Below are 17,724 nucleotides of genomic sequence, written 5' to 3' on the forward strand. Positions count from 1 at the left end.
ATTCCATGTCCCGTCTGTTAACATTAATCTTGGCATGTAGGTTCGGTGTAAAGTTTTCTGGCGAATTCAATTATACCTTATCTTCATGCTGTTTGTTTTTCATACCACAAAGATCAACACGCCCTAGCGAAAGCAAACTTAAATATTTTAACGCCAGCTCAGATTAATGAATGCAATTATAATCAGAGTGTTAAGGCGTTTTCATACAATTTTTATCTGCATAGGGCGGGGCTAAACTGACATCAGGGTTCCAAATTCTACCCCACACTTTACTTAGGCTACTTAAATTTGAGCGCTGATTTAGTTTTTCAAAGTTGCTTACCTGCACTCCTTTGTTGGTTTTTTCACCAACTGCAAAATTAAATACGTAATAACACTCTATGCCCATACGTAAGTCGGATAAAACAATTTTATTTTGCTGCTCTTTCACGCTATAAAAACCTTTAGTAAACCATTGTAAGCGTTGTACGCCCCATTCATTTTTAATATCGTTTAGTAAAGCGGGGCTTGTGTTATAGCGGTTTATTGTAACCTCTTCAGGGGAGTCAAATACCGAGGCATAACTTATGTAATATTGCCCATCAGACATTGCAACAACTCGCCATAGCAAGGTTGTAAGCGGGGCGGGGGTGCTTACATAGTTATTAATGTGTATGTGTTTATGTGCAAACGCGGCGTCTATTTTATTGTTAATTATTACTTTTAAAATAAGAGAGCTACATAAATAAAGGCTACTGAGCACAAGCATAGCGGCATTAATTTTATAAATGCGCGGTGTGTGTATTTTAGGTATTAAAGTGCACAGAAAGGCCAACAATAACGGCAAGGTGTACAGGGGGTCAATTATAAATATATTTGAAATAGCAAAAGGGTGCTCGCTAAGCGGCCATATTAATTGCGTACCATATACTGTAAAGCTATCAAGTAATGCATGGGTCGATAAACATAAAAATACCAGCCAAAACCAGCGCGCCTTATGTATTTGCATACCGGAGTGTATTTTTAAAATAAGCCAAACAATAAGGGGGCTAATTAATAAGTGCACAATAAACGAATGGCTAAAACCGCGATGATAAGTAAATGCCTCCACTGGCCCGCCATAAGGAATAAAAACATCTAAGTCGGGTAAAGTACCTAAAGCAGCACCCCATAAAGCGGCTTTTCGGCCAATTTTATTACCTAATACGGCGTAACCTACTGCGCTACCTAAAACTACCTGCGTTAACGAGTCCATTTTATTCCTTCTTATTTAGGGTGTTAGTTATGCTTCCCTTGGGCTTAATACTAATCCACAATAATACTTAATCATATTGCGGGGCTAAACGTGTCGCTACCTGCGTTAAAAAATTTTAATTTACGACTGCATGGATGCAGAAGGTAGAGCAATGCAGGAGCAATTGCTGAGAACAACGAAATAGCAAATTTTTTGCCTAGCTATCAACACGTTTTTCCAGCCTCAATATAGATTACTTAATTAAGCGTTTGGTATAAAAACGTCACTTACAATTTCAGCAGTGGTTTTATAAAGTCTAAAAAGGCCATTATACGTGACGATACAGCACTGTTTTTGTAATACACCGCTTGCACAATTTCGCGGTTGTTTGGCGTGCTGATACTCCCTGGCAGTATTTCTATTAACTTGCCTGATTTTAAATCATCACCAATCATAAAGTGCGAAAGCAGCGCCACCCCTTGGTTTGCCAAGCATAGCTGGCGTACAGTTTCGCCGCTACTGGCGGTTAAGCCAAAATTTAAAGCTGTGGGCGATTTTAGCGGCCAGTTATTAAGTTTAGGCGAGTCGGTAAAACCAATGAGTTTATGCTGGTTTAAGTCGCTGGTGTGCGAAATAGTCGGTGTATGTTTAAGGTAACTAGGGCTTGCAACTAAATGCAATTTACTTACGCCGAGCTTTTTTGCATGTAGATTAGAGTCTTTTAACTCGCCTATACGAATTGCTAAGTCGGTTTTATGTTCGAGCAAATCTATAATGCTGTCGTGGGAGGTTATATCAAGCGTAATGTGGGGGTATTGCGTATTAAATTCAGAAATTAAAGGTACCAATTGGTGCAGTACAAAGGGGCTTGCTGCATCAATACGTAATTTTCCACTAGGGGCTTGTTTTAAAAGCTTTATGGCTTCTTCGCCGGTTTGTAAGGTGTTTAAGCCATCGCGAGCATATTTAATAAAGGTATGGCCCTCTTCGGTTAGTTCTAATCGGCGAGTGGTCCTATTTAGTAATGTACATTGTAACGTGTTTTCAAGGCGAGACACGGCCCGCGACACTTTTGCTACTTGCTGATCAAGCAAATTAGCTGCTGCTGAAAAGCTTCCGCTATCTACTACCGTTAAAAACATTTCTAAGTCTTCGGTTTTTGCATGCTGAGCCATACGTGAGCACCTTACTTTTGCATTAATTACAAAAGTATTTTGTCACTAATGCTATTTTTTGCAAACACATTTTTAGTCAAACTGTAAGTCTTAACTAATAATGAGGATTTAATTATGCCATTGGCTTTGTGGGCGCTCACCTTAAGCGCATTTGCAATAGGAACAACCGAGTTCGTAATAGTGGGATTAGTGCCTACTATTGCAAACGATTTAGGCGTAAGCCTACCTTCAGCTGGTTTGCTAGTTAGTTTATATGCAGTAGGGGTTGCCATTGGTGCACCAGTACTGACCGCACTAACTGGGCGTTGGAACCGTAAAATTGTACTAATAAGCTTAATGGGCTTATTTGTTTTAGGTAACTTACTTGCATGGCAAGCGCCTAGTTACGAAACATTAATACTAGCGCGTATTTTAACAGGCTTGGCTCACGGGGTGTTTTTCTCAATTGGCTCAATGATTGCCACAAGCTTAGTAAGTAAAGATAAAGAAGCCAGTGCTATTGCTATTATGTTTACCGGACTTACTGTAGCGCTAGTGACGGGTGTGCCACTAGGCACTTGGATTGGCCAACACTTTGGCTGGCGAGCAACGTTTTTAGTGGTGTCGGTACTGGGTTTAATCGCTTTAATTGGCAGCGCTATTTTAGTACCAAAAAACTTAAAACAGTCTATTCCGGCAACGTTTAAAGAGCAGCTTCAGGTTATTGTTAAGCCGCGCTTATTACTCGTATATTTAATGACAATTTTAGGTTACGGCGGCACGTTCACTGCGTTTACTTACTTAGCACCTATTTTAGAGCAAGAAACAGGTTTTGCTCCTTCAGCGATTGGTTTAATCATGCTGGTTTACGGTGTATCGGTAGCCATTGGTAATATTTGGGGCGGAAAACTGGCTGATAAACGCGGCCCAATTAGCGCACTGAGTATTATATTTAGCGCGCTGACAATTATTTTATTGGCTTTTACTTTTACGATGGAATCAAAAGTAGCGGCCGTACTGACTATTTTAGTATGGGGTGCATTTGCGTTTGGTAACGTACCAGGCTTACAGCTTTATGTCGTAAAGCAGGCGCAAAAGCATACTCCTAATGCGGTAGATGTCGCATCGGGCTTAAACATAGCGGCGTTTAATATTGGTATAGCACTGGGCTCAATTATTGGTGGCAGTGTAGTAGAGGGTATGTCACTTCAAGATACCGCTTGGATTGGCGCAGCAATTTGTGCTCTAGCATTAGTAGTAACTCGTTACAGTGGCATGCTTGATAAGCGAGAAGTGAAACAAGCATAAAGTATTCTGTTAAGGTTGAAACTTAAATTTATGACCTCATTACCTGTATTGAGGTCATAAATTTTTAGGTGACAACACAAAAGAAGTAAAAGGTGTATTTCGTAAAACTTTAAACAGTTTGTATTTTTAACCGATTATTTTATAAGGATAGAGCCATGACACAACGTGTAATAGAAATGCCAGATTTAGGCATGGGAACATTCCGTTTAGAAGGCGATACCGCCTACAATTCAGTAAAAATGGCGTTAGAAGTGGGGTTTCGTCATATTGATACTGCGCAAATTTATGGTAACGAAGAGCAAGTAGGCCAAGCCATAAAAGATAGTAACATTCCGCGCAGCGAAATATTTTTAACCACCAAAGTGTGGAACAACAAGCTTAACAAAACTGACTTTATTGCCAGCGTTGAAAAGTCACTTGAGAAATTACAAGTAGACTCTGTCGATCTACTGCTTATTCATTGGCCTGCGCCTTCAAATGATGAGCCAATGAGTGAGTACCTAACGGAGCTTTTAAAAGCTAAGCAGCTTGGTTTAACAAAACATATTGGCGTATCTAATTTTACTATTGCCAACTTAAACGAAGCAATGCAAACACTTGATTCGCGTGAAATATTTACTAACCAAGTTGAGGTGCATCCGTATTTAACCAATACTAAGCTACGCGCTTTTTGTGCCCAGCACGATATTCACGTTACAGCGTATATGCCATTTGTAGTTGGTAAAGTACTAAAAGATCAAACTATTATTGATATTGCTAATAAGCATGAGGCATCACCAGCGCAAGTAGTTATTGCATGGATTAATGCCAACGGCATGACCACTATTCCATCGTCAACTAAGCGTAAAAACTTAGAAGATAACTTTAATGACCATGTTAAATTAGACGCTGAAGACATTGCTCGTATTGACGGACTTGATTGTGGCGACCGCCAAGCAACGCCTGATTTTGCGCCGCAGTGGGATCAGTAATAAAATACGCAAAACAACATTAGGTGTAGCAAAGCTGCACCTTTATTTTTTTAAAAGGACTCCGTATGTTAACGGTAATTGCCACTATAGCGAGCAAAAATATCGACGCAGAGGTTGTTTTAACTGCGCTCGAAAATCTGCAAAAGTATTCACGTCAAGAAGTGGGTTGTTTGCGTTACGAGTTGTCGGTTAAACGAGACTCAGACAATACCGAGTACCTTGTAAGTGAGCAGTGGGCGTCGCAAGAACACTTTGAAGCTCATAAACAAGAGCCTCACTACAAAGCATTTGGTACCCAAGTTACCGGGCTTGTAACAAGCAGTAATATTGATGTGTACAACACCATCGGCTAGTAAAAAGCACTCTTAATATTGGTTAATGAGTAAAATACAGTGGCGGCGTAAGCATACATCGCCATTTGCGTTACTTAGTCTTTTAAATACCCACCTCGTATTAAAACCTCAGCCATTTTATTTAATCGATAAATCGTACTTTAAAATAAGTGCATCTATGTAACGGGCACGTAATGTGTGTTGTTTTTCGTGATCGGCGCCGTGGCCTAATGCTTTATTGAGTAATTTCATCGCGGGGTGAAGCTGCGTACGCTCTTGTTGATTTAAACTTCCTTTAGTGCGCAATTCAGTAATATCGTCTACCAGCAAGCGGCCTATATCCACACATACTATTTCGTCAATTAAACCGTTTTGTGTCAGTACGCCGTATTTGCTGCATAAAAACTGTTGCCACACTTGCTGTAAATGCTCGTCTATTTCGCAGCCAAATATTTCTTCATTAAAAATAAAACCTTGCTGGGCAAGTTTACTCAGGCTTGCCGTGTACTGCTGCGCAAAGTAATTAAAGGCATTGCTTGAGGATTCAATTTTTTGTTTTATTAGCCCTTGCCCCCAATTTACACAGCCGCGCGGGTAATAGTCATCGTACTCTTCACATTCATACAAACCAGAGTACGAGCTGCAACTTAATTGGCTTTTTATACAATAGCTTGGTTTAGGAAAAATACTTTGCTGCTGCCATGTATCTAGTTGCTCGGCATCAATATTTAAAGCATGGCAAAGCTCATCGGTGTTATAAAAATGAGTGGCTAAGTAGTCAGATAAACGCATAATGGCTCGCTTAAAGTTAAAAATACAAACACTGTTTAAATGTACAGTATTTGTATTTTGTATTATCAAACTAAATAACACAAGCCATTTTACGTTTATTATTCGCTTAGGCCTGCAAAAATGCGTGCAAGTATGTTACAAATAGCGCAAGTTTTATAAATAATGAATTTTTATGCGCACCCTAGAACAAATTAAACAAGCAAGCTTAATTACCGCCATTAAAACCCCATACTTAGCGAATGGTGAAATAGATTTAGCAAAGTACGATGAACTCGTTGAAATACAAATTGCAGCGGGTGTAGATGGCATTGTGGTTGGTGGTACAACCGGCGAAGGCCAGCTAATGAACTGGGAAGAGCATTTAATGCTTATCGCGCACAGTGCAAATAAATATGGCGATAAGCTGGTAATTGTAGGGAATACGGGTAGCAATAATACCCGCGAAGCTATTAAAGCCACTAAGTATGGCTTTGCAAGTGGTATGCATGCCGCGCTGCAAATTAACCCATATTATGGCCGCACTTCTATTGCTGGTGTTAACGAGCACTTTAAACGTGTACTGGATATTGGCCCTGCGTTTATTTACAACGTAGCAGGGCGCACAGGGCAAGATTTAACCCCTGATATTATTGAGCCATTAGCAAAACACCCTAATTTAATTGGTGTAAAAGAATGTGGTGGTAACGAGCGTATTGCTCATTACGAACAGCAAGGCATTGCGTGTTGGTCAGGTAACGATGACGAAGCACACGATGCACGTCACACGCACAATGCACACGGTGTTATATCGGTCACATCTAATCTTATACCAGGGTTGTTCCGCCAGTTAATGGATACTAAAAATGATGCGTTAAATACCTCATTACAACCTTTAATGAACTGGCTATTCTGCGAGCCAAACCCGATTGCAATAAACACCGCAATGATGATGACAGGCGCGGTAAATCCCGTATTTAGATTACCGTATGTGCCACTGAGCGATGAGCAGCAAGCACAAGGCGAGGCCTTAATAAACGAGCTTAACGTTGATGATATTGTGGGCAATAAAGCTAAGAGTATAAAACAAAGTGATATTGCTTTGCTTTCTTAGGTTATATGAGCCAGCGCTGAACAGTTAGTAAGTGCTGGCATTTATTTAATGAATATTTTACTTTTATTGCTAATATCGGTAAAATTCTCGCCCCCTTACTTACTAAATAACGTTTATTTGTGAAATTTGTTGTTGAACAACTCGCTACATGGATTAAGCCTGAACAGCGACAAAGCCCCTCTGAAAATTGGTACGACTCATCACCAATTACATTAAGTTGGGTACCTGCAATGCAGCGCAGAAGAATGACACCATTTGTAAAAATGGTTTTACATACTGCGCACCAGGTTACAAATGATAAAGGGTATGAAAACATGCCTGTTATTTTTTCATCACGCCATGGCGATTTCCATAAAACAGCTAATTTATTAGGAGAGCTTGGTGAGAAACAACCTCTATCTCCGACAGGCTTTGGTTTAAGTGTGCACAACGCTGCGATTGGTATGTATAGCATTATTAGCGGTAACACCCAACCTATGAACGCTATCGCAGCGGGTAAGGATAGCTTTGCTTGCGCTTTGATTGAAGCATATATAAAGTTGGTTGAGTATAAACAACCACATATATTACTTGTGCATACAGATGAGTCACTCCCAGAGCCGTACACAACATTTGTTGATGAGGCACAAATAACACATTCTATTGCGTTAGTTATACGTTTAGCTACAGAAAAAGAAGCTCATTTTAGTTTAACTAAACAAGCCACTAACAATAGCGAACAAACAACTACTCCTTTAAGTTTAGAGCTTGCTAAAGCAATGTTTAACAAACAAAGCGCCAGTGCTAATGGTTGGTTGTTAACACACTATGCTTAATACAATAATAAGAGTAATAGGCCTTGTTTGGCGCATTATAGCCACTGGCCTTTGTTTTAGTGTATTTGGTTTGGGTGGGCTATTTTTAGCCTTACTACTATTCCCCGTTCAACGTTTATTTCAACGCTGTCCTGTAAGGCAAAAAGAAGATGCGCGTACGGTAGTGCATTATAGCTTTAAATTTTTTGTCGCTTTAATGCATTATACTGGCGCTATCCGTTTTCATATTAAAGATAAAGCCCATTTAGCTAATTTGAAAGGCGAGCTTGTTTTGGCTAATCACCCATCACTTATTGATGTTGTGGTACTTATATCGGTTATTAAAAATGTTGATTGCGTTGTAAAAGCACACCTTTTTAAAAACCCTTTTATGCGTGGTGTGATAAAAAGTACAGGTTATATAAGCAATGAAGACCCGCAAGAATTATTAAAAGAATGCGAGCAAACACTAAAAAGAGGGAATAACTTAATTGTTTTTCCTGAGGGAACACGTTCAGTACCTCATAATTCGCTTAAATTTAAAAGAGGGGCTGCAAATATAGCCCTTAGATGTCATGCCCCTATAACCACCGTATTGATTAAAATGAAACCTAATACGTTAACTAAAGGGACGCCTTGGTACAAAGTAGCCCCATACCAAGCGCATTTTTCTATGCAACTAGCACCACATTCTTTCAAAAGCGATATTATTTATACAAGCGACGTACCTGCAATACAGTCCCGCCAGCTTACGAAAGGCTTACAACAATACTTTACAAAAGAGCTTAGCTATATATGAGTGAATTAAAACAACAAATTAAACAATTGATTATTTCGAGCCTAGATCTTGAAGATATGACCACTGCCGATATAAAAGACGACGAGCCTTTATTTGTAGATGGTTTAGGGCTAGATAGCATTGATGCGCTAGAGCTCGGGCTTGCTATCAAAAAAGAATTTGACGTAAAAATTGATGCAAATTCAGAACAAACTAAAGCGCATTTTGCGAGTGTTAACTCTTTAGCGCAATTTATAGAACAATCACGTACTTAATTAACACACACTAGGAATAATAATGAAAACCGCTGCTGAAATTTATGATGTATTACACGGCATTTTAGAAAATGAATTTGAAATAGATGCTGAAGATATCTCTTTAGAAGCTAACCTGTACGAAGATTTAGACTTAGACAGTATTGACGCTGTAGATTTAGTTGTTAAGTTACGTGAAATTACAGGTAAGAAAATTGAGCCTGACGCATTTAAACAAGTTCGCACTGTGCAAGATGTTGTATCTGAAATAGAAAAGCTCGTTAAATAAGCATGTTTAAGGCATTTTTAACAGCGTTAATAATGATTTTTTTAACCTGTTACCCTTTCATTGTTTATATAGGGCTGACACGTTTCAACAGTTATTTACTCACTGTGATTTTATTAACACTGTTAATAATAAGGCTTTGGTTAAGCAAGCCTTTATTAGCTAAAATGCCATGGATAAAGCCAGCCTCATTACTTGGAATTTTAGCTATTGGCTTATCAAAAACGATGGGCAGTGATTTTGGTATTCGGCTTTATCCGGTTATTGTAAATACTGTTATGTTTTTTGTTTTTGCTTACTCGCTTTATAAAGGTCCAAGTATCATTGAAACGTTTGCGCGTATCACTGAGCCAAAGCTTGATAAAAGAGCCATTTCGTACACTAAAAATGTAACTAAAATATGGTGCGTTTTTTTTGTTTTTAACGCCAGTATAGCGTTATACACTAGTGTGTTTACAGCTCTTGATGTGTGGGCATTTTATAACGGTTTTATTGCATACATTATTATGGGTGTTTTATTTGCAGTAGAGTGGTTAGTAAGGAAAAAAGTAAAAAGGAATGCAGGTGTTTAATACTTTAGATAACGCAAGCATAAATATTCGATTTAATCATAATGGCTCAGCGTTATCTGAGCGTCAATTTGTTAATGATATTAATCAAGTTTTGGCCAAAATTCCGCAATCGCCTACTAAAGCATCGGCAGTGCTTTTCAACAGTAGTAGCTATGATTTTGCTGTAAACCTTTTTGCATTGGCGCATAAAGGCTGGACTATAATTTTACCGCCTAATGGTCAAAGCGAAACACTCAATGCGCTTTTAGAGCAAACCCCTTATTATTTGGGCGATAGCGATTTGGTCGAGCATGCGACTACGCCATTTGAAAATATTGGTAATTTAACAACGACACCTAACTACACACCGTTCAATAAAATTGCTTGGCCGAGTGAAGGTAACCTTGTTTTTTATACTTCTGGCTCTTCAGGTCAAGCTAAGCCTATTTTTAAATCGTGGCGAGTGCTTAATAAAGAGATAAAAACGCTCAACAGTACGTTTGCTTTAAAACGTAACCCTGTATTTATTGCTAGTGTTTCGCATCAGCATATTTACGGTTTGTTATTTAGAGTGTTATGGCCGCTTAGCAATAACCACATAATTGATACAGACTTGCTTAACTACCCCGAGCATATTGCTACTAAACTTAAAACAAATACACAGGCCGTGTTTATATCCAGTCCGGCACAGCTAAAGCGGCTGCATCAAGATAACGTTTTAATAGAAGAAAAGTCACATTTACAGTGGGTTTTCTCATCTGGTGGGCCGCTTCAAAATGAAGACGCTGTCACTTTAAATAAACAGCTAAATAAACCCATTACTCAAGTATTTGGCAGCACGGAAACTGGTGGAATTGCATATCGTCAGGTTGTGTCTTTAGAGAACGTTAGTCATTGGCAGCCATTTTTAGGGATCACATTACACAGTACCTCTGAACAACGATTAGTGTTAGATTCGCCTTTAGTTGAGCAAACAAACTATTTATTAGATGACCGAGGTACATTATTTCAAAATGGCCAATTTGAATTACTAGGTCGTTTTGACCGTATTATAAAGCTTGAAGAAAAACGCTTAAGCCTTGACGAACTAGAGCTACATTTATGCAAAAGTGAGTGGGTACAGGAAGCTAAAGTAATAACGCTAAATGGGAAACGTTTAGTATTAGGCGCTGTTATAGTGCTTACACATAAAGGACAAGCATATTTAAACGCCAATGGAAAGTTAGCGACTAATACGCTTTTAAAAACACATACATTGAATCGTTTTGAAGGGATCTGTACGCCTAAAAAATGGCGTTTTCTAAATCAATTACCCTACAACACGCAAGCTAAAATAAATTTAAAAGTATTGGAGTCTCTTTTTGTCAAAGCTGATTAACACAAAGCCTGAACTTGTTAACTGTGTATCGTCAACACAGAGTCATTGCCTAACGCTTTTTATACCGCCAAGTTTAGATTATTTTAAAGGTCACTTTAGTCAAGGCCCTATTTTAGCAGGTGTAGTGCAGCTCGATTGGGCCGTAGATGCCGTGCGAAAATACTTTAATGTTAAACGTGAAGTAAAAGATATTGAAGTGCTTAAGTTTCAGGTTGTTATTACCCCTGGTCTAACAATTAAATTAACTGTAGAAGAAAAGCCTGGCGGTAAGTATGGCTTTTCGTATCAATCAGATAAAGGCCAACACGCCTCAGGGCGTATAGTGTTTAAAAGTGATACAGATGAATAATTTTTGTATTGTTATACCTAATTTTAATCATGTAAGTGTTATAGATGAAGTACTTGCAACGTTAACTGAGTATACGCTGCCAATAATAATGGTTGATGATGCCAGTAGTGTGCAGGCTAAATCTCTTTTTGCTACTCTTGAGAAAAAATATGCCCACCTCACTCTTATATCGCATGAGCAAAATGAAGGCAAAGGCGGTGCGGTACAAACAGGTTTGCGTTGCGCGTATGAGCAAGGTTATAGCCATGCAATACAAGTAGATGCAGATGGGCAACATAATTTATCAGATATCAAAAAGTTGATTGAGCTTTCAAACACACACCCACAGGCATTAATTAGTTGTTGCCCAGTGTATGATGAATCGGTTCCTAAGCACCGTTACTTAGCACGTTATTTAACCCATGTGTGGGTATGGATAGAAACGCTCAGCTTTAAAATTGTGGACTCAATGTGTGGTTTTAGAGTCTACCCTTTAAATGTGACTAATAAGCTTATAAGTGAGGTTAAGCTCGGTAAACGTATGGACTTTGATCCAGAAATACTGGTTAGGTTATATTGGCGCAACGTTCCATTTGTTTTTTTACCAAGCCAGGTTATTTACCCAGAAAATGGCTTGTCACACTTCCAGCCACTCCAAGATAATGTGCGTATTTCGTGGTTACATACGCGTTTATTTTTTGGCATGCTGCTTCGTTCACCTGTTTTACTATGGCATAAATATAAGAGACGTTATGGCCGTTAAACATTGGTCTAAAATGCAAGAGCGAGGTAACTTTTTAGGTATACAAATATTACTATTTGCCCATAAAGTACTTGGTCGTAAAGGGCTGTGGGTTATTTTGTTCCCGGTTGTTTGCTATTTGTTTATTACCGGTAAAGTTGCACGCGCGGCTTCTAAGCAGTTTTTAGTCCAAGTTAATAATTACAATAATGTTGAGCGTAAAGTAACTTTTAAACAACAGCTTATGCATTTTTGTAGTTTTGCCGATAGCGCCCTTGATAAAATTGATGGTTGGCTCGGTCGAATTTCAAAAAAGGATATCCAATATACTAATGAACAGCTGTTTATTGATTTAAATGAGCAACAGCAAGGGGCCATTTTTATTGGCTCTCACTTGGGTAACCTTGAGGTATGTAGAGCACTGAGCCAGCATCGCAGCAGTAAAAAAATTAATGTGCTTGTATTTACTCATCACGCTGTTGAATTTAATAAAATGCTTAAAAAAATTAACCCCGCGGTGTCGGTTAACTTAATTCAAGTGAGCGATATGGGGCCTGATCTAGCTATTTTATTAAAAGATAAAGTAGAGCAGGGTGAAATAGTCGTTATTGTTGGTGATAGAACAAGCGCTACAACGGGTGAGCGATCAACACGTGTTGAGTTTTTAGGTAAGCCAGCATCTTTTTCTCAAGGGCCTTTTATATTAGCTGCATTATTAGATTGCCCCGTTTACTTTTTATTTTGCTTAAAAGATAAAAAAACAAAAAAGTATCATGTGATTTTTGAACATTATAGCCAAACATTAAAAATACCCCGCTCACAAAGGCAAGGTCTATTAACCACTGTAATTACAGATTTTTCTGCGCGTTTAGGCTTTTATGCCGCGCGGTATCCTTATCAGTGGTTTAATTTTTATGATTTTTGGCAAAACGATCAGCAAGTAGAACGCAGCAATGCAAAGGAGAAGTAGAGTGTCAGCTCAGGAAGTACAGCTTTTTGGAAACCAACAACTTTCTATTGAAGATATTGTTAATATTGCACATCAAAATACTCAGGTGCAATTAAGTGGCTGCGAGCAATTTAGCGCAAAGATTGATAGCGCGCTTAGCTTTTTAGACTCTCTACTCAAAGAAGATGGTGTGATTTATGGGGTAACTACAGGCTATGGTGACTCAGTCACGGTTCCTGTGCCACTTAACTTAGTTGATGAGCTGCCATTACATTTAACGCGCTTTCATGGTTGTGGACTAGGCGATGTGTTTAATAAAGTACAAGGGCGTGCAATTTTAGCTACTCGCTTAGCATCACTTTCACGAGGCTATTCTGGCGTAAGCTGGGAAATGCTTAATCTTCTCAAAGACTATTTAAACCTTGATATAGTACCTGTTATTCCTCAAGAAGGTTCGGTAGGCGCTAGCGGTGATTTAACCCCTCTGTCGTATGTAGCAGGTACTATGGTTGGTGAACGTGATGTTTTTTACAAAGATAAAATACTTAACAGCGCGCAGGTAATGCAAGCGGCTGGTTTAAAGCCTTTAACGCTTCGCCCAAAAGAGGGGCTTGCAGTTATGAATGGTACAGCTGTGATGACCGCACTGGCTTGTTTAGCGTTTGATAGAGCTAATTATTTAGCAAAACTTGCAAGTAGGATTACTGCATTGTCTAGCCTTGCTCTCAAAGGTAATAGTCATCATTTTGATGAAATTTTATTCTCTGTTAAGCCTCATCCTGGGCAGCAACAAGTTGCTAAATGGATACGAGATGATTTAAACCATCATGACCATCCTCGTAACGCTGATAGACTGCAAGATAGGTACTCTATTCGCTGTGCACCGCATGTTATTGGTGTATTGCAAGATAGTTTGCCATTTTTCAGGCAGATGATAGAAAACGAGCTTAATTCTGCAAACGATAACCCTATTATTGATGGCGAGGGTGAGCATGTACTTCATGGTGGCCATTTTTATGGCGGCCACATTGCAATGGCAATGGATAGTATGAAAACGGCGATTGCAAATCTGGCAGATTTAGCTGACAGGCAAATCGCTTCATTGGTCGATACTAAATTTAATAATGGATTACCATCAAATTTATCAGACAGTGAGGCTGAACGTCGTTACATAAATCATGGCTTTAAAGCCGTGCAAATAGGCGCCAGTGCTTATACTGCTGAAGCACTTAAGTTAACGATGCCTGCAAGTGTATTTTCTCGCTCTACTGAGTGCCATAATCAAGATAAAGTAAGTATGGGGACTATTGCCTCACGTGATTGTTTGCGTATTTTACAGCTTACAGAGCAGGTTATTGCAAGTACGTTACTAGCAAGTATTCAAGGGGTGAGGCTGCGTATTAAACAAGGCGAACTCGAATTTTCAAGTTTAACTGCAGATATGCAAGCGATGTATACTGACATAACTCATTATTTCGAAAACCTAACTGAAGATAGGCCAATGGAAGCGGTACTTAGACAAACCATTAGTTATATTCAAGAAAAACGTTGGGCTTTATATGAATAGTAAAGGCGCTTTGCTAACTCATGAAGTGGAAATTGAAATTCCATTTCATGACTGCGATCCGATGAATGTTGTATGGCATGGTAATTACCCTCGCTACTTAGAGGTGGCTCGCTGTGAGTTACTGCGATTATTTGATTACGACTATCCTCAAATGATGGAGTCGGGTTATGCGTGGCCAATAGTGGATATGCAAATTAAGTACGTGGCATCCGCCATATTTACCCAAAAAATTAAAGTGACCGCGCATTTAAAAGAGTTCGAAAACCGATTAAAAATTGATTATGTAATTACAGATGCCATAACGAATAAGCGTATTACTAAAGCGACTACTACTCAAGTTGCTGTTGAGATATCGACTAAAGAAATGCAGTTTGCCTCACCAGCGGTGATAGTTGATAAGCTTGCAAAAGTACTTAGCTAATATTGGATGATACTATGAATTATTTAAAAAATTGTGTGTTTGTAAGTTGTCTTTATTTTGTTTTTTTTAGTGCCAGTTTATTAGCTGCTACGACAGTTTCGGGTGAATTTAAGCAATTAAAGTATTTTGCCGGCTTCTCTAAACCATTCATCTCTAAAGGGGAGTTTACACTTGAAGGGGAAAAGCTGCTTTGGTATGTAAAAACACCAGTGCAAAGTACATTACTAATCGAGAATGGCCAAGTATTTGTGAAAAATAAAGAGGGTGAACTTACTCCTCAGCCTGGCAGCGAGCAGTTTGTAGGCTTATTAACTGACTTACTCGCATTAGATATGAAAGCCTTATATGCGCGGTTTGATGTAACAAATCAAACAGGCTGTTTATTATTAAAGCCAAAAGATACGCTATTAAAACAGCTGTTTAGCCATTTTATTCTTTGTGAAAATAACCAGCGTGTACAAAGTATAACCTTAAATGAGCACTCGGGTAGCAACACAGTAATAGAGTTTTCTTATGCAAATACACCTAATAATTAATAAGTGTAAGTAACCTTCGGAAAAGTGATGTGATTAAACGTATTAGTGTACTTATTACATGGTTTGGTTTTTTAGCTGTTTTACTTTGTGCTGCTTTGTATATCACTAAGCCTGTATTAAATGCTGATATGTTTAGTTTATTACCAAAATCACATTCTCAATTGGCGTACGGCGAAGAGGTCTTTTTTAAAAAAAATGCAAACCGTATTATGTTTTCATTTACTGGTGATGGTAAAAACTTAGCACATGACGAGCTTAAATCATGGCTGTTAAAACGTGATATAAAAAATAGCTTTGAACTGCCAAGCATTGAGCAGTTATCTTCAGTGTTCTCTGCGTATCAACATGCGCTGCTCAGCGAAAATTATAAAAATAGTATGGTTGATAAAGCACAGTTTGAGTCATTTTACCTTACTCAATTAAATCAATTAGGAAACCCTTTTGTAAGTGCCACACTAAAAGCCGATATTAGTTTAAGTCTTGCTGCATTTATAGGTGATAATTTAAAACAAAGTCAGTTATTCTCTTTAAGAAATGAGCGGTTAACGCGCCGTTTAAAGCATACTGATTATGCTGTTATATTGGCTACCATTCCTAACAATAGCCTCCCAATTGATGAGTCTATTAAGCTTGCGAACAGCATTAAAAATAAGCTTGAAAGTTTAAATGATACGTACCCACAGACCACTATTCGCTATTCAGGTGCTCTTTTTCATACAGCTGAAAACGCTCAGCAAGCTAAGTATGAAATGAGCTTATTTGGTGGCCTTAGTGTAATCGCATTACTTTTAATGGTGTTTTGGGTATTTAGGCAAGTCAGTAGCATTTTACTTGCAAGCTTAACCGTACTTAGTGCACTGGCTGGTGGTGCTACGGCCATGGTATTTGTGTTTAATTCGATTCATTTGTTAACACTAGTTTTTGCTGTAACCCTAATTGGTATAGCTATTGATTATGCATTTCATGCGATGACTGATTTAGCGTATGGCAACAGTTTTTACCAAAGTAGTGGGTTAAGTAAAGGCACAAAAACAGCTTTGCTTTTATCTTTTATTACAACAGGCCTCGGCTATAGCTGTTTATTAGGTGCGCCAATTTCACTTTTATCGCAAGTAGCAGTGTTTGTAATTGCTGGGCTTGCGAGCGCCTGGTTATTCACATTAATTATATTACCTATCTGGCAATCTAAGCTTGTACTCTCTGAGCGAAGTTTGATTAAAAGTCAGCAGTTATTAGGTTTAATGGTGCGCTTTAACCGTTGTAAGCAATCGGTTTTACTCGTATTGGGGTTGGTGTTAATGTTTTTGTTTTATCTTAAACCCATTTCATTTAACAACGATGTACGTTTACTAAATGCAAGCCCACAGCAACTAATACTTAATGAGCAAAAGCATTTAACTTTAATGGGACAGTTAGATGCCCACATTGTATTTTTATTTGCATCAAATGCTGAACAACTACTGCAAAAGCAAGAGCGACTAATAGATGATTTAAAGCGTATTAACCCACATCTTAAACACAATGCTATTAAGCGTTGGTTACCTAGTAAGCGCACGCAAAAAAATAATTTAGCGCTCTTTGATGGGGCTGTTAAAAACGATGTGTTAATTATCACTGAAAAATATACAGGGATAAAAGTTGAGTCAGCTAACACAGAACTTTTGAGTTACGACGCTTTATCAAATAGTCATTTTTCAGCACTTTTAAATGCACAAATGTTTGTTGAGCCTAATAAGGCTGTTACTTGGTTTTCTGTATCGGGAATATCCACGCACGCGTTAACTTCTAGCGTTAATGCTTATGAAGATGCGTTTATATATAACAAGCCTGAGCAAATCAGTAGCCTACTTGAAAACTACAGCCAGTATTTATTGCTTACATTGGGCGTGGCCATTGTTATTTGCTTTGTTTTATTTAGCTATAAATTTGGCCTTCGGATTGGCACTGTGCAGGTGATAACATTAAGTGCCAGCCTATTGACTATGCTTTGGGTATGTAATGCAGCGCAAGGAAGTATCTCAATTTTTAATCTGCTAGGTGGCTTACTCATTATTGGCCTAGCCATAGATTATTTAGTGTTTTACCAAATTAACAACTTAACGGCGGTAAATGTATTGGCCATTAGCTTGTCGGCCGCCTCTTCGATGTGTGTATTTGGTATGCTCGCCTTTTCAAATACTCCCGCCATTTTTAGTTTTGGCCTTACTGTTATGGTAGGGATTTTAGCCGTATATATTTTATCTCCATTAAGTGTATTAAAGTCTCAAAAGGAATAATAAT

General features: G+C 38.5%; 20 protein-coding genes. 17 read left to right on the plus strand and 3 right to left on the minus strand.

Annotation, left to right across the window (positions count from 1 at the left end; all coding sequences use genetic code 11):
- Nucleotides 1-190: 190 nt before the first annotated feature.
- Together PSI06_RS07925 and PSI06_RS07930 are read right to left on the minus strand one after the other, a co-directional pair.
- Nucleotides 191-1,234, minus strand: a complete 1,044-nt coding sequence (locus tag PSI06_RS07925; RefSeq protein ID WP_126008969.1) for a metal-dependent hydrolase — start codon at nt 1,232-1,234, stop codon at nt 191-193.
- A 266-nt stretch (nt 1,235-1,500) separates the two neighbouring features.
- The gene (locus tag PSI06_RS07930) at nt 1,501-2,388 is read right to left on the minus strand and encodes a LysR family transcriptional regulator (RefSeq protein ID WP_273603537.1); all 888 of its coding nucleotides are present in this window, start codon (nt 2,386-2,388) and stop codon (nt 1,501-1,503) included.
- Nucleotides 2,389-2,502: 114 nt separating this feature from the next.
- On the opposite strand from PSI06_RS07930, the gene PSI06_RS07935 reads away from it, so the two are divergent.
- The 3 genes from PSI06_RS07935 (at nt 2,503) to PSI06_RS07945 (ending at nt 4,999) form a co-directional block, all read left to right on the plus strand.
- Complete coding sequence (locus tag PSI06_RS07935) at nt 2,503-3,675, plus strand: MFS transporter (protein ID WP_004586485.1); 1,173 nt, start codon at nt 2,503-2,505, stop codon at nt 3,673-3,675.
- Between the two features lie 155 nt (nt 3,676-3,830).
- A complete protein-coding gene (gene dkgB / locus PSI06_RS07940; protein ID WP_004586484.1) occupies nt 3,831-4,646 on the plus strand; it encodes a 2,5-didehydrogluconate reductase DkgB in 816 nt (271 codons plus the stop codon).
- A 65-nt stretch (nt 4,647-4,711) separates the two neighbouring features.
- Nucleotides 4,712-4,999 carry a putative quinol monooxygenase gene (locus PSI06_RS07945; RefSeq protein WP_004586483.1) on the plus strand — a complete coding sequence of 96 codons (288 nt, stop codon included), beginning with the start codon at nt 4,712-4,714 and terminating at the stop codon, nt 4,997-4,999.
- 117 nt (nt 5,000-5,116) lie between these two features.
- On the opposite strand, the gene PSI06_RS07950 is transcribed toward PSI06_RS07945, so the two are convergent.
- Nucleotides 5,117-5,770 (minus strand): DUF6058 family natural product biosynthesis protein, encoded by a 654-nt coding sequence (locus PSI06_RS07950; protein WP_273603538.1) that lies wholly within the window; start codon nt 5,768-5,770, stop codon nt 5,117-5,119.
- A gap of 172 nt (nt 5,771-5,942) precedes the next feature.
- On the opposite strand from PSI06_RS07950, the gene dapA reads away from it, so the two are divergent.
- The 14 genes from dapA (at nt 5,943) to PSI06_RS08020 (ending at nt 17,720) form a co-directional block, all read left to right on the plus strand.
- Nucleotides 5,943-6,860 (plus strand): 4-hydroxy-tetrahydrodipicolinate synthase, encoded by a 918-nt coding sequence (gene dapA / locus PSI06_RS07955; protein ID WP_138577308.1) that lies wholly within the window; start codon nt 5,943-5,945, stop codon nt 6,858-6,860.
- Between the two features lie 119 nt (nt 6,861-6,979).
- On the plus strand, nt 6,980-7,675 hold the full coding sequence (locus PSI06_RS07960) for a beta-ketoacyl synthase chain length factor (protein ID WP_095206597.1): 696 nt from the start codon (nt 6,980-6,982) through the stop codon (nt 7,673-7,675).
- The gene (locus PSI06_RS07965; protein ID WP_273605004.1) at nt 7,668-8,453 is read left to right on the plus strand and encodes a lysophospholipid acyltransferase family protein; all 786 of its coding nucleotides are present in this window, start codon (nt 7,668-7,670) and stop codon (nt 8,451-8,453) included. Before PSI06_RS07960 ends, PSI06_RS07965 begins: the two co-directional genes overlap by 8 nt.
- The gene (locus PSI06_RS07970; protein ID WP_004586478.1) at nt 8,450-8,707 is read left to right on the plus strand and encodes a phosphopantetheine-binding protein; all 258 of its coding nucleotides are present in this window, start codon (nt 8,450-8,452) and stop codon (nt 8,705-8,707) included. Before PSI06_RS07965 ends, PSI06_RS07970 begins: the two co-directional genes overlap by 4 nt.
- 22 nt (nt 8,708-8,729) lie before the next feature.
- A complete protein-coding gene (locus PSI06_RS07975) occupies nt 8,730-8,975 on the plus strand; it encodes an acyl carrier protein (protein WP_004586477.1) in 246 nt (81 codons plus the stop codon).
- A gap of 32 nt (nt 8,976-9,007) precedes the next feature.
- Nucleotides 9,008-9,544, plus strand: a complete 537-nt coding sequence (locus PSI06_RS07980; RefSeq protein WP_273603539.1) for a hypothetical protein — start codon at nt 9,008-9,010, stop codon at nt 9,542-9,544.
- Entirely contained in the window at nt 9,531-10,901 is a 1,371-nt protein-coding gene (locus PSI06_RS07985) for an AMP-binding protein (RefSeq protein ID WP_273603540.1), read from the plus strand. The genes PSI06_RS07980 and PSI06_RS07985 overlap by 14 nt, the downstream gene beginning before the upstream one ends.
- Nucleotides 10,885-11,250, plus strand: coding sequence for an ApeI family dehydratase (locus PSI06_RS07990; RefSeq protein ID WP_029771994.1), 366 nt, complete (start codon nt 10,885-10,887; stop codon nt 11,248-11,250). Before PSI06_RS07985 ends, PSI06_RS07990 begins: the two co-directional genes overlap by 17 nt.
- Nucleotides 11,243-11,992, plus strand: coding sequence for a glycosyltransferase family 2 protein (locus PSI06_RS07995; protein WP_273603541.1), 750 nt, complete (start codon nt 11,243-11,245; stop codon nt 11,990-11,992). The genes PSI06_RS07990 and PSI06_RS07995 overlap by 8 nt, the downstream gene beginning before the upstream one ends.
- A complete protein-coding gene (locus tag PSI06_RS08000; protein ID WP_029771996.1) occupies nt 11,982-12,941 on the plus strand; it encodes an LpxL/LpxP family acyltransferase in 960 nt (319 codons plus the stop codon). The genes PSI06_RS07995 and PSI06_RS08000 overlap by 11 nt, the downstream gene beginning before the upstream one ends.
- A complete protein-coding gene (locus PSI06_RS08005; protein WP_443197788.1) occupies nt 12,925-14,487 on the plus strand; it encodes an HAL/PAL/TAL family ammonia-lyase in 1,563 nt (520 codons plus the stop codon). The genes PSI06_RS08000 and PSI06_RS08005 overlap by 17 nt, the downstream gene beginning before the upstream one ends.
- Entirely contained in the window at nt 14,480-14,908 is a 429-nt protein-coding gene (locus tag PSI06_RS08010) for an acyl-CoA thioesterase (RefSeq protein WP_064387201.1), read from the plus strand. The genes PSI06_RS08005 and PSI06_RS08010 overlap by 8 nt, the downstream gene beginning before the upstream one ends.
- Before the next feature lie 14 nt (nt 14,909-14,922).
- Nucleotides 14,923-15,444: an outer membrane lipoprotein carrier protein LolA gene (locus PSI06_RS08015; RefSeq protein WP_264389863.1), complete on the plus strand. Its 522-nt coding sequence runs from the start codon at nt 14,923-14,925 to the stop codon at nt 15,442-15,444.
- Between the two features lie 29 nt (nt 15,445-15,473).
- On the plus strand, nt 15,474-17,720 hold the full coding sequence (locus tag PSI06_RS08020) for a transporter (RefSeq protein ID WP_273603543.1): 2,247 nt from the start codon (nt 15,474-15,476) through the stop codon (nt 17,718-17,720).
- Nucleotides 17,721-17,724: the final 4 nt, after the last annotated feature.

It is taken from the genome of Pseudoalteromonas sp. GABNS16E (genome assembly GCF_028598715.1).
Taxonomy (GTDB): Bacteria; Pseudomonadota; Gammaproteobacteria; order Enterobacterales; family Alteromonadaceae; genus Pseudoalteromonas; species Pseudoalteromonas atlantica.

Coding starts and splice junctions, on each gene's coding strand:
- PSI06_RS07925 (WP_126008969.1), bottom strand. CDS start 1,234: ATGGACTCGTTAACGCAGGTAGTTTTAGGTAGCGCAGTAGGTTACGCC.
- PSI06_RS07930 (WP_273603537.1), bottom strand. CDS start 2,388: ATGGCTCAGCATGCAAAAACCGAAGACTTAGAAATGTTTTTAACGGTA.
- PSI06_RS07935 (WP_004586485.1), top strand. CDS start 2,503: ATGCCATTGGCTTTGTGGGCGCTCACCTTAAGCGCATTTGCAATAGGA.
- dkgB (WP_004586484.1), top strand. CDS start 3,831: ATGACACAACGTGTAATAGAAATGCCAGATTTAGGCATGGGAACATTC.
- PSI06_RS07945 (WP_004586483.1), top strand. CDS start 4,712: ATGTTAACGGTAATTGCCACTATAGCGAGCAAAAATATCGACGCAGAG.
- PSI06_RS07950 (WP_273603538.1), bottom strand. CDS start 5,770: ATGCGTTTATCTGACTACTTAGCCACTCATTTTTATAACACCGATGAG.
- dapA (WP_138577308.1), top strand. CDS start 5,943: ATGCGCACCCTAGAACAAATTAAACAAGCAAGCTTAATTACCGCCATT.
- PSI06_RS07965 (WP_273605004.1), top strand. CDS start 7,668: ATGCTTAATACAATAATAAGAGTAATAGGCCTTGTTTGGCGCATTATA.
- PSI06_RS07970 (WP_004586478.1), top strand. CDS start 8,450: ATGAGTGAATTAAAACAACAAATTAAACAATTGATTATTTCGAGCCTA.
- PSI06_RS07975 (WP_004586477.1), top strand. CDS start 8,730: ATGAAAACCGCTGCTGAAATTTATGATGTATTACACGGCATTTTAGAA.
- PSI06_RS07980 (WP_273603539.1), top strand. CDS start 9,008: ATGATTTTTTTAACCTGTTACCCTTTCATTGTTTATATAGGGCTGACA.
- PSI06_RS07985 (WP_273603540.1), top strand. CDS start 9,531: ATGCAGGTGTTTAATACTTTAGATAACGCAAGCATAAATATTCGATTT.
- PSI06_RS07995 (WP_273603541.1), top strand. CDS start 11,243: ATGAATAATTTTTGTATTGTTATACCTAATTTTAATCATGTAAGTGTT.
- PSI06_RS08000 (WP_029771996.1), top strand. CDS start 11,982: ATGGCCGTTAAACATTGGTCTAAAATGCAAGAGCGAGGTAACTTTTTA.
- PSI06_RS08005 (WP_443197788.1), top strand. CDS start 12,925: ATGCAAAGGAGAAGTAGAGTGTCAGCTCAGGAAGTACAGCTTTTTGGA.
- PSI06_RS08010 (WP_064387201.1), top strand. CDS start 14,480: ATGAATAGTAAAGGCGCTTTGCTAACTCATGAAGTGGAAATTGAAATT.
- PSI06_RS08015 (WP_264389863.1), top strand. CDS start 14,923: ATGAATTATTTAAAAAATTGTGTGTTTGTAAGTTGTCTTTATTTTGTT.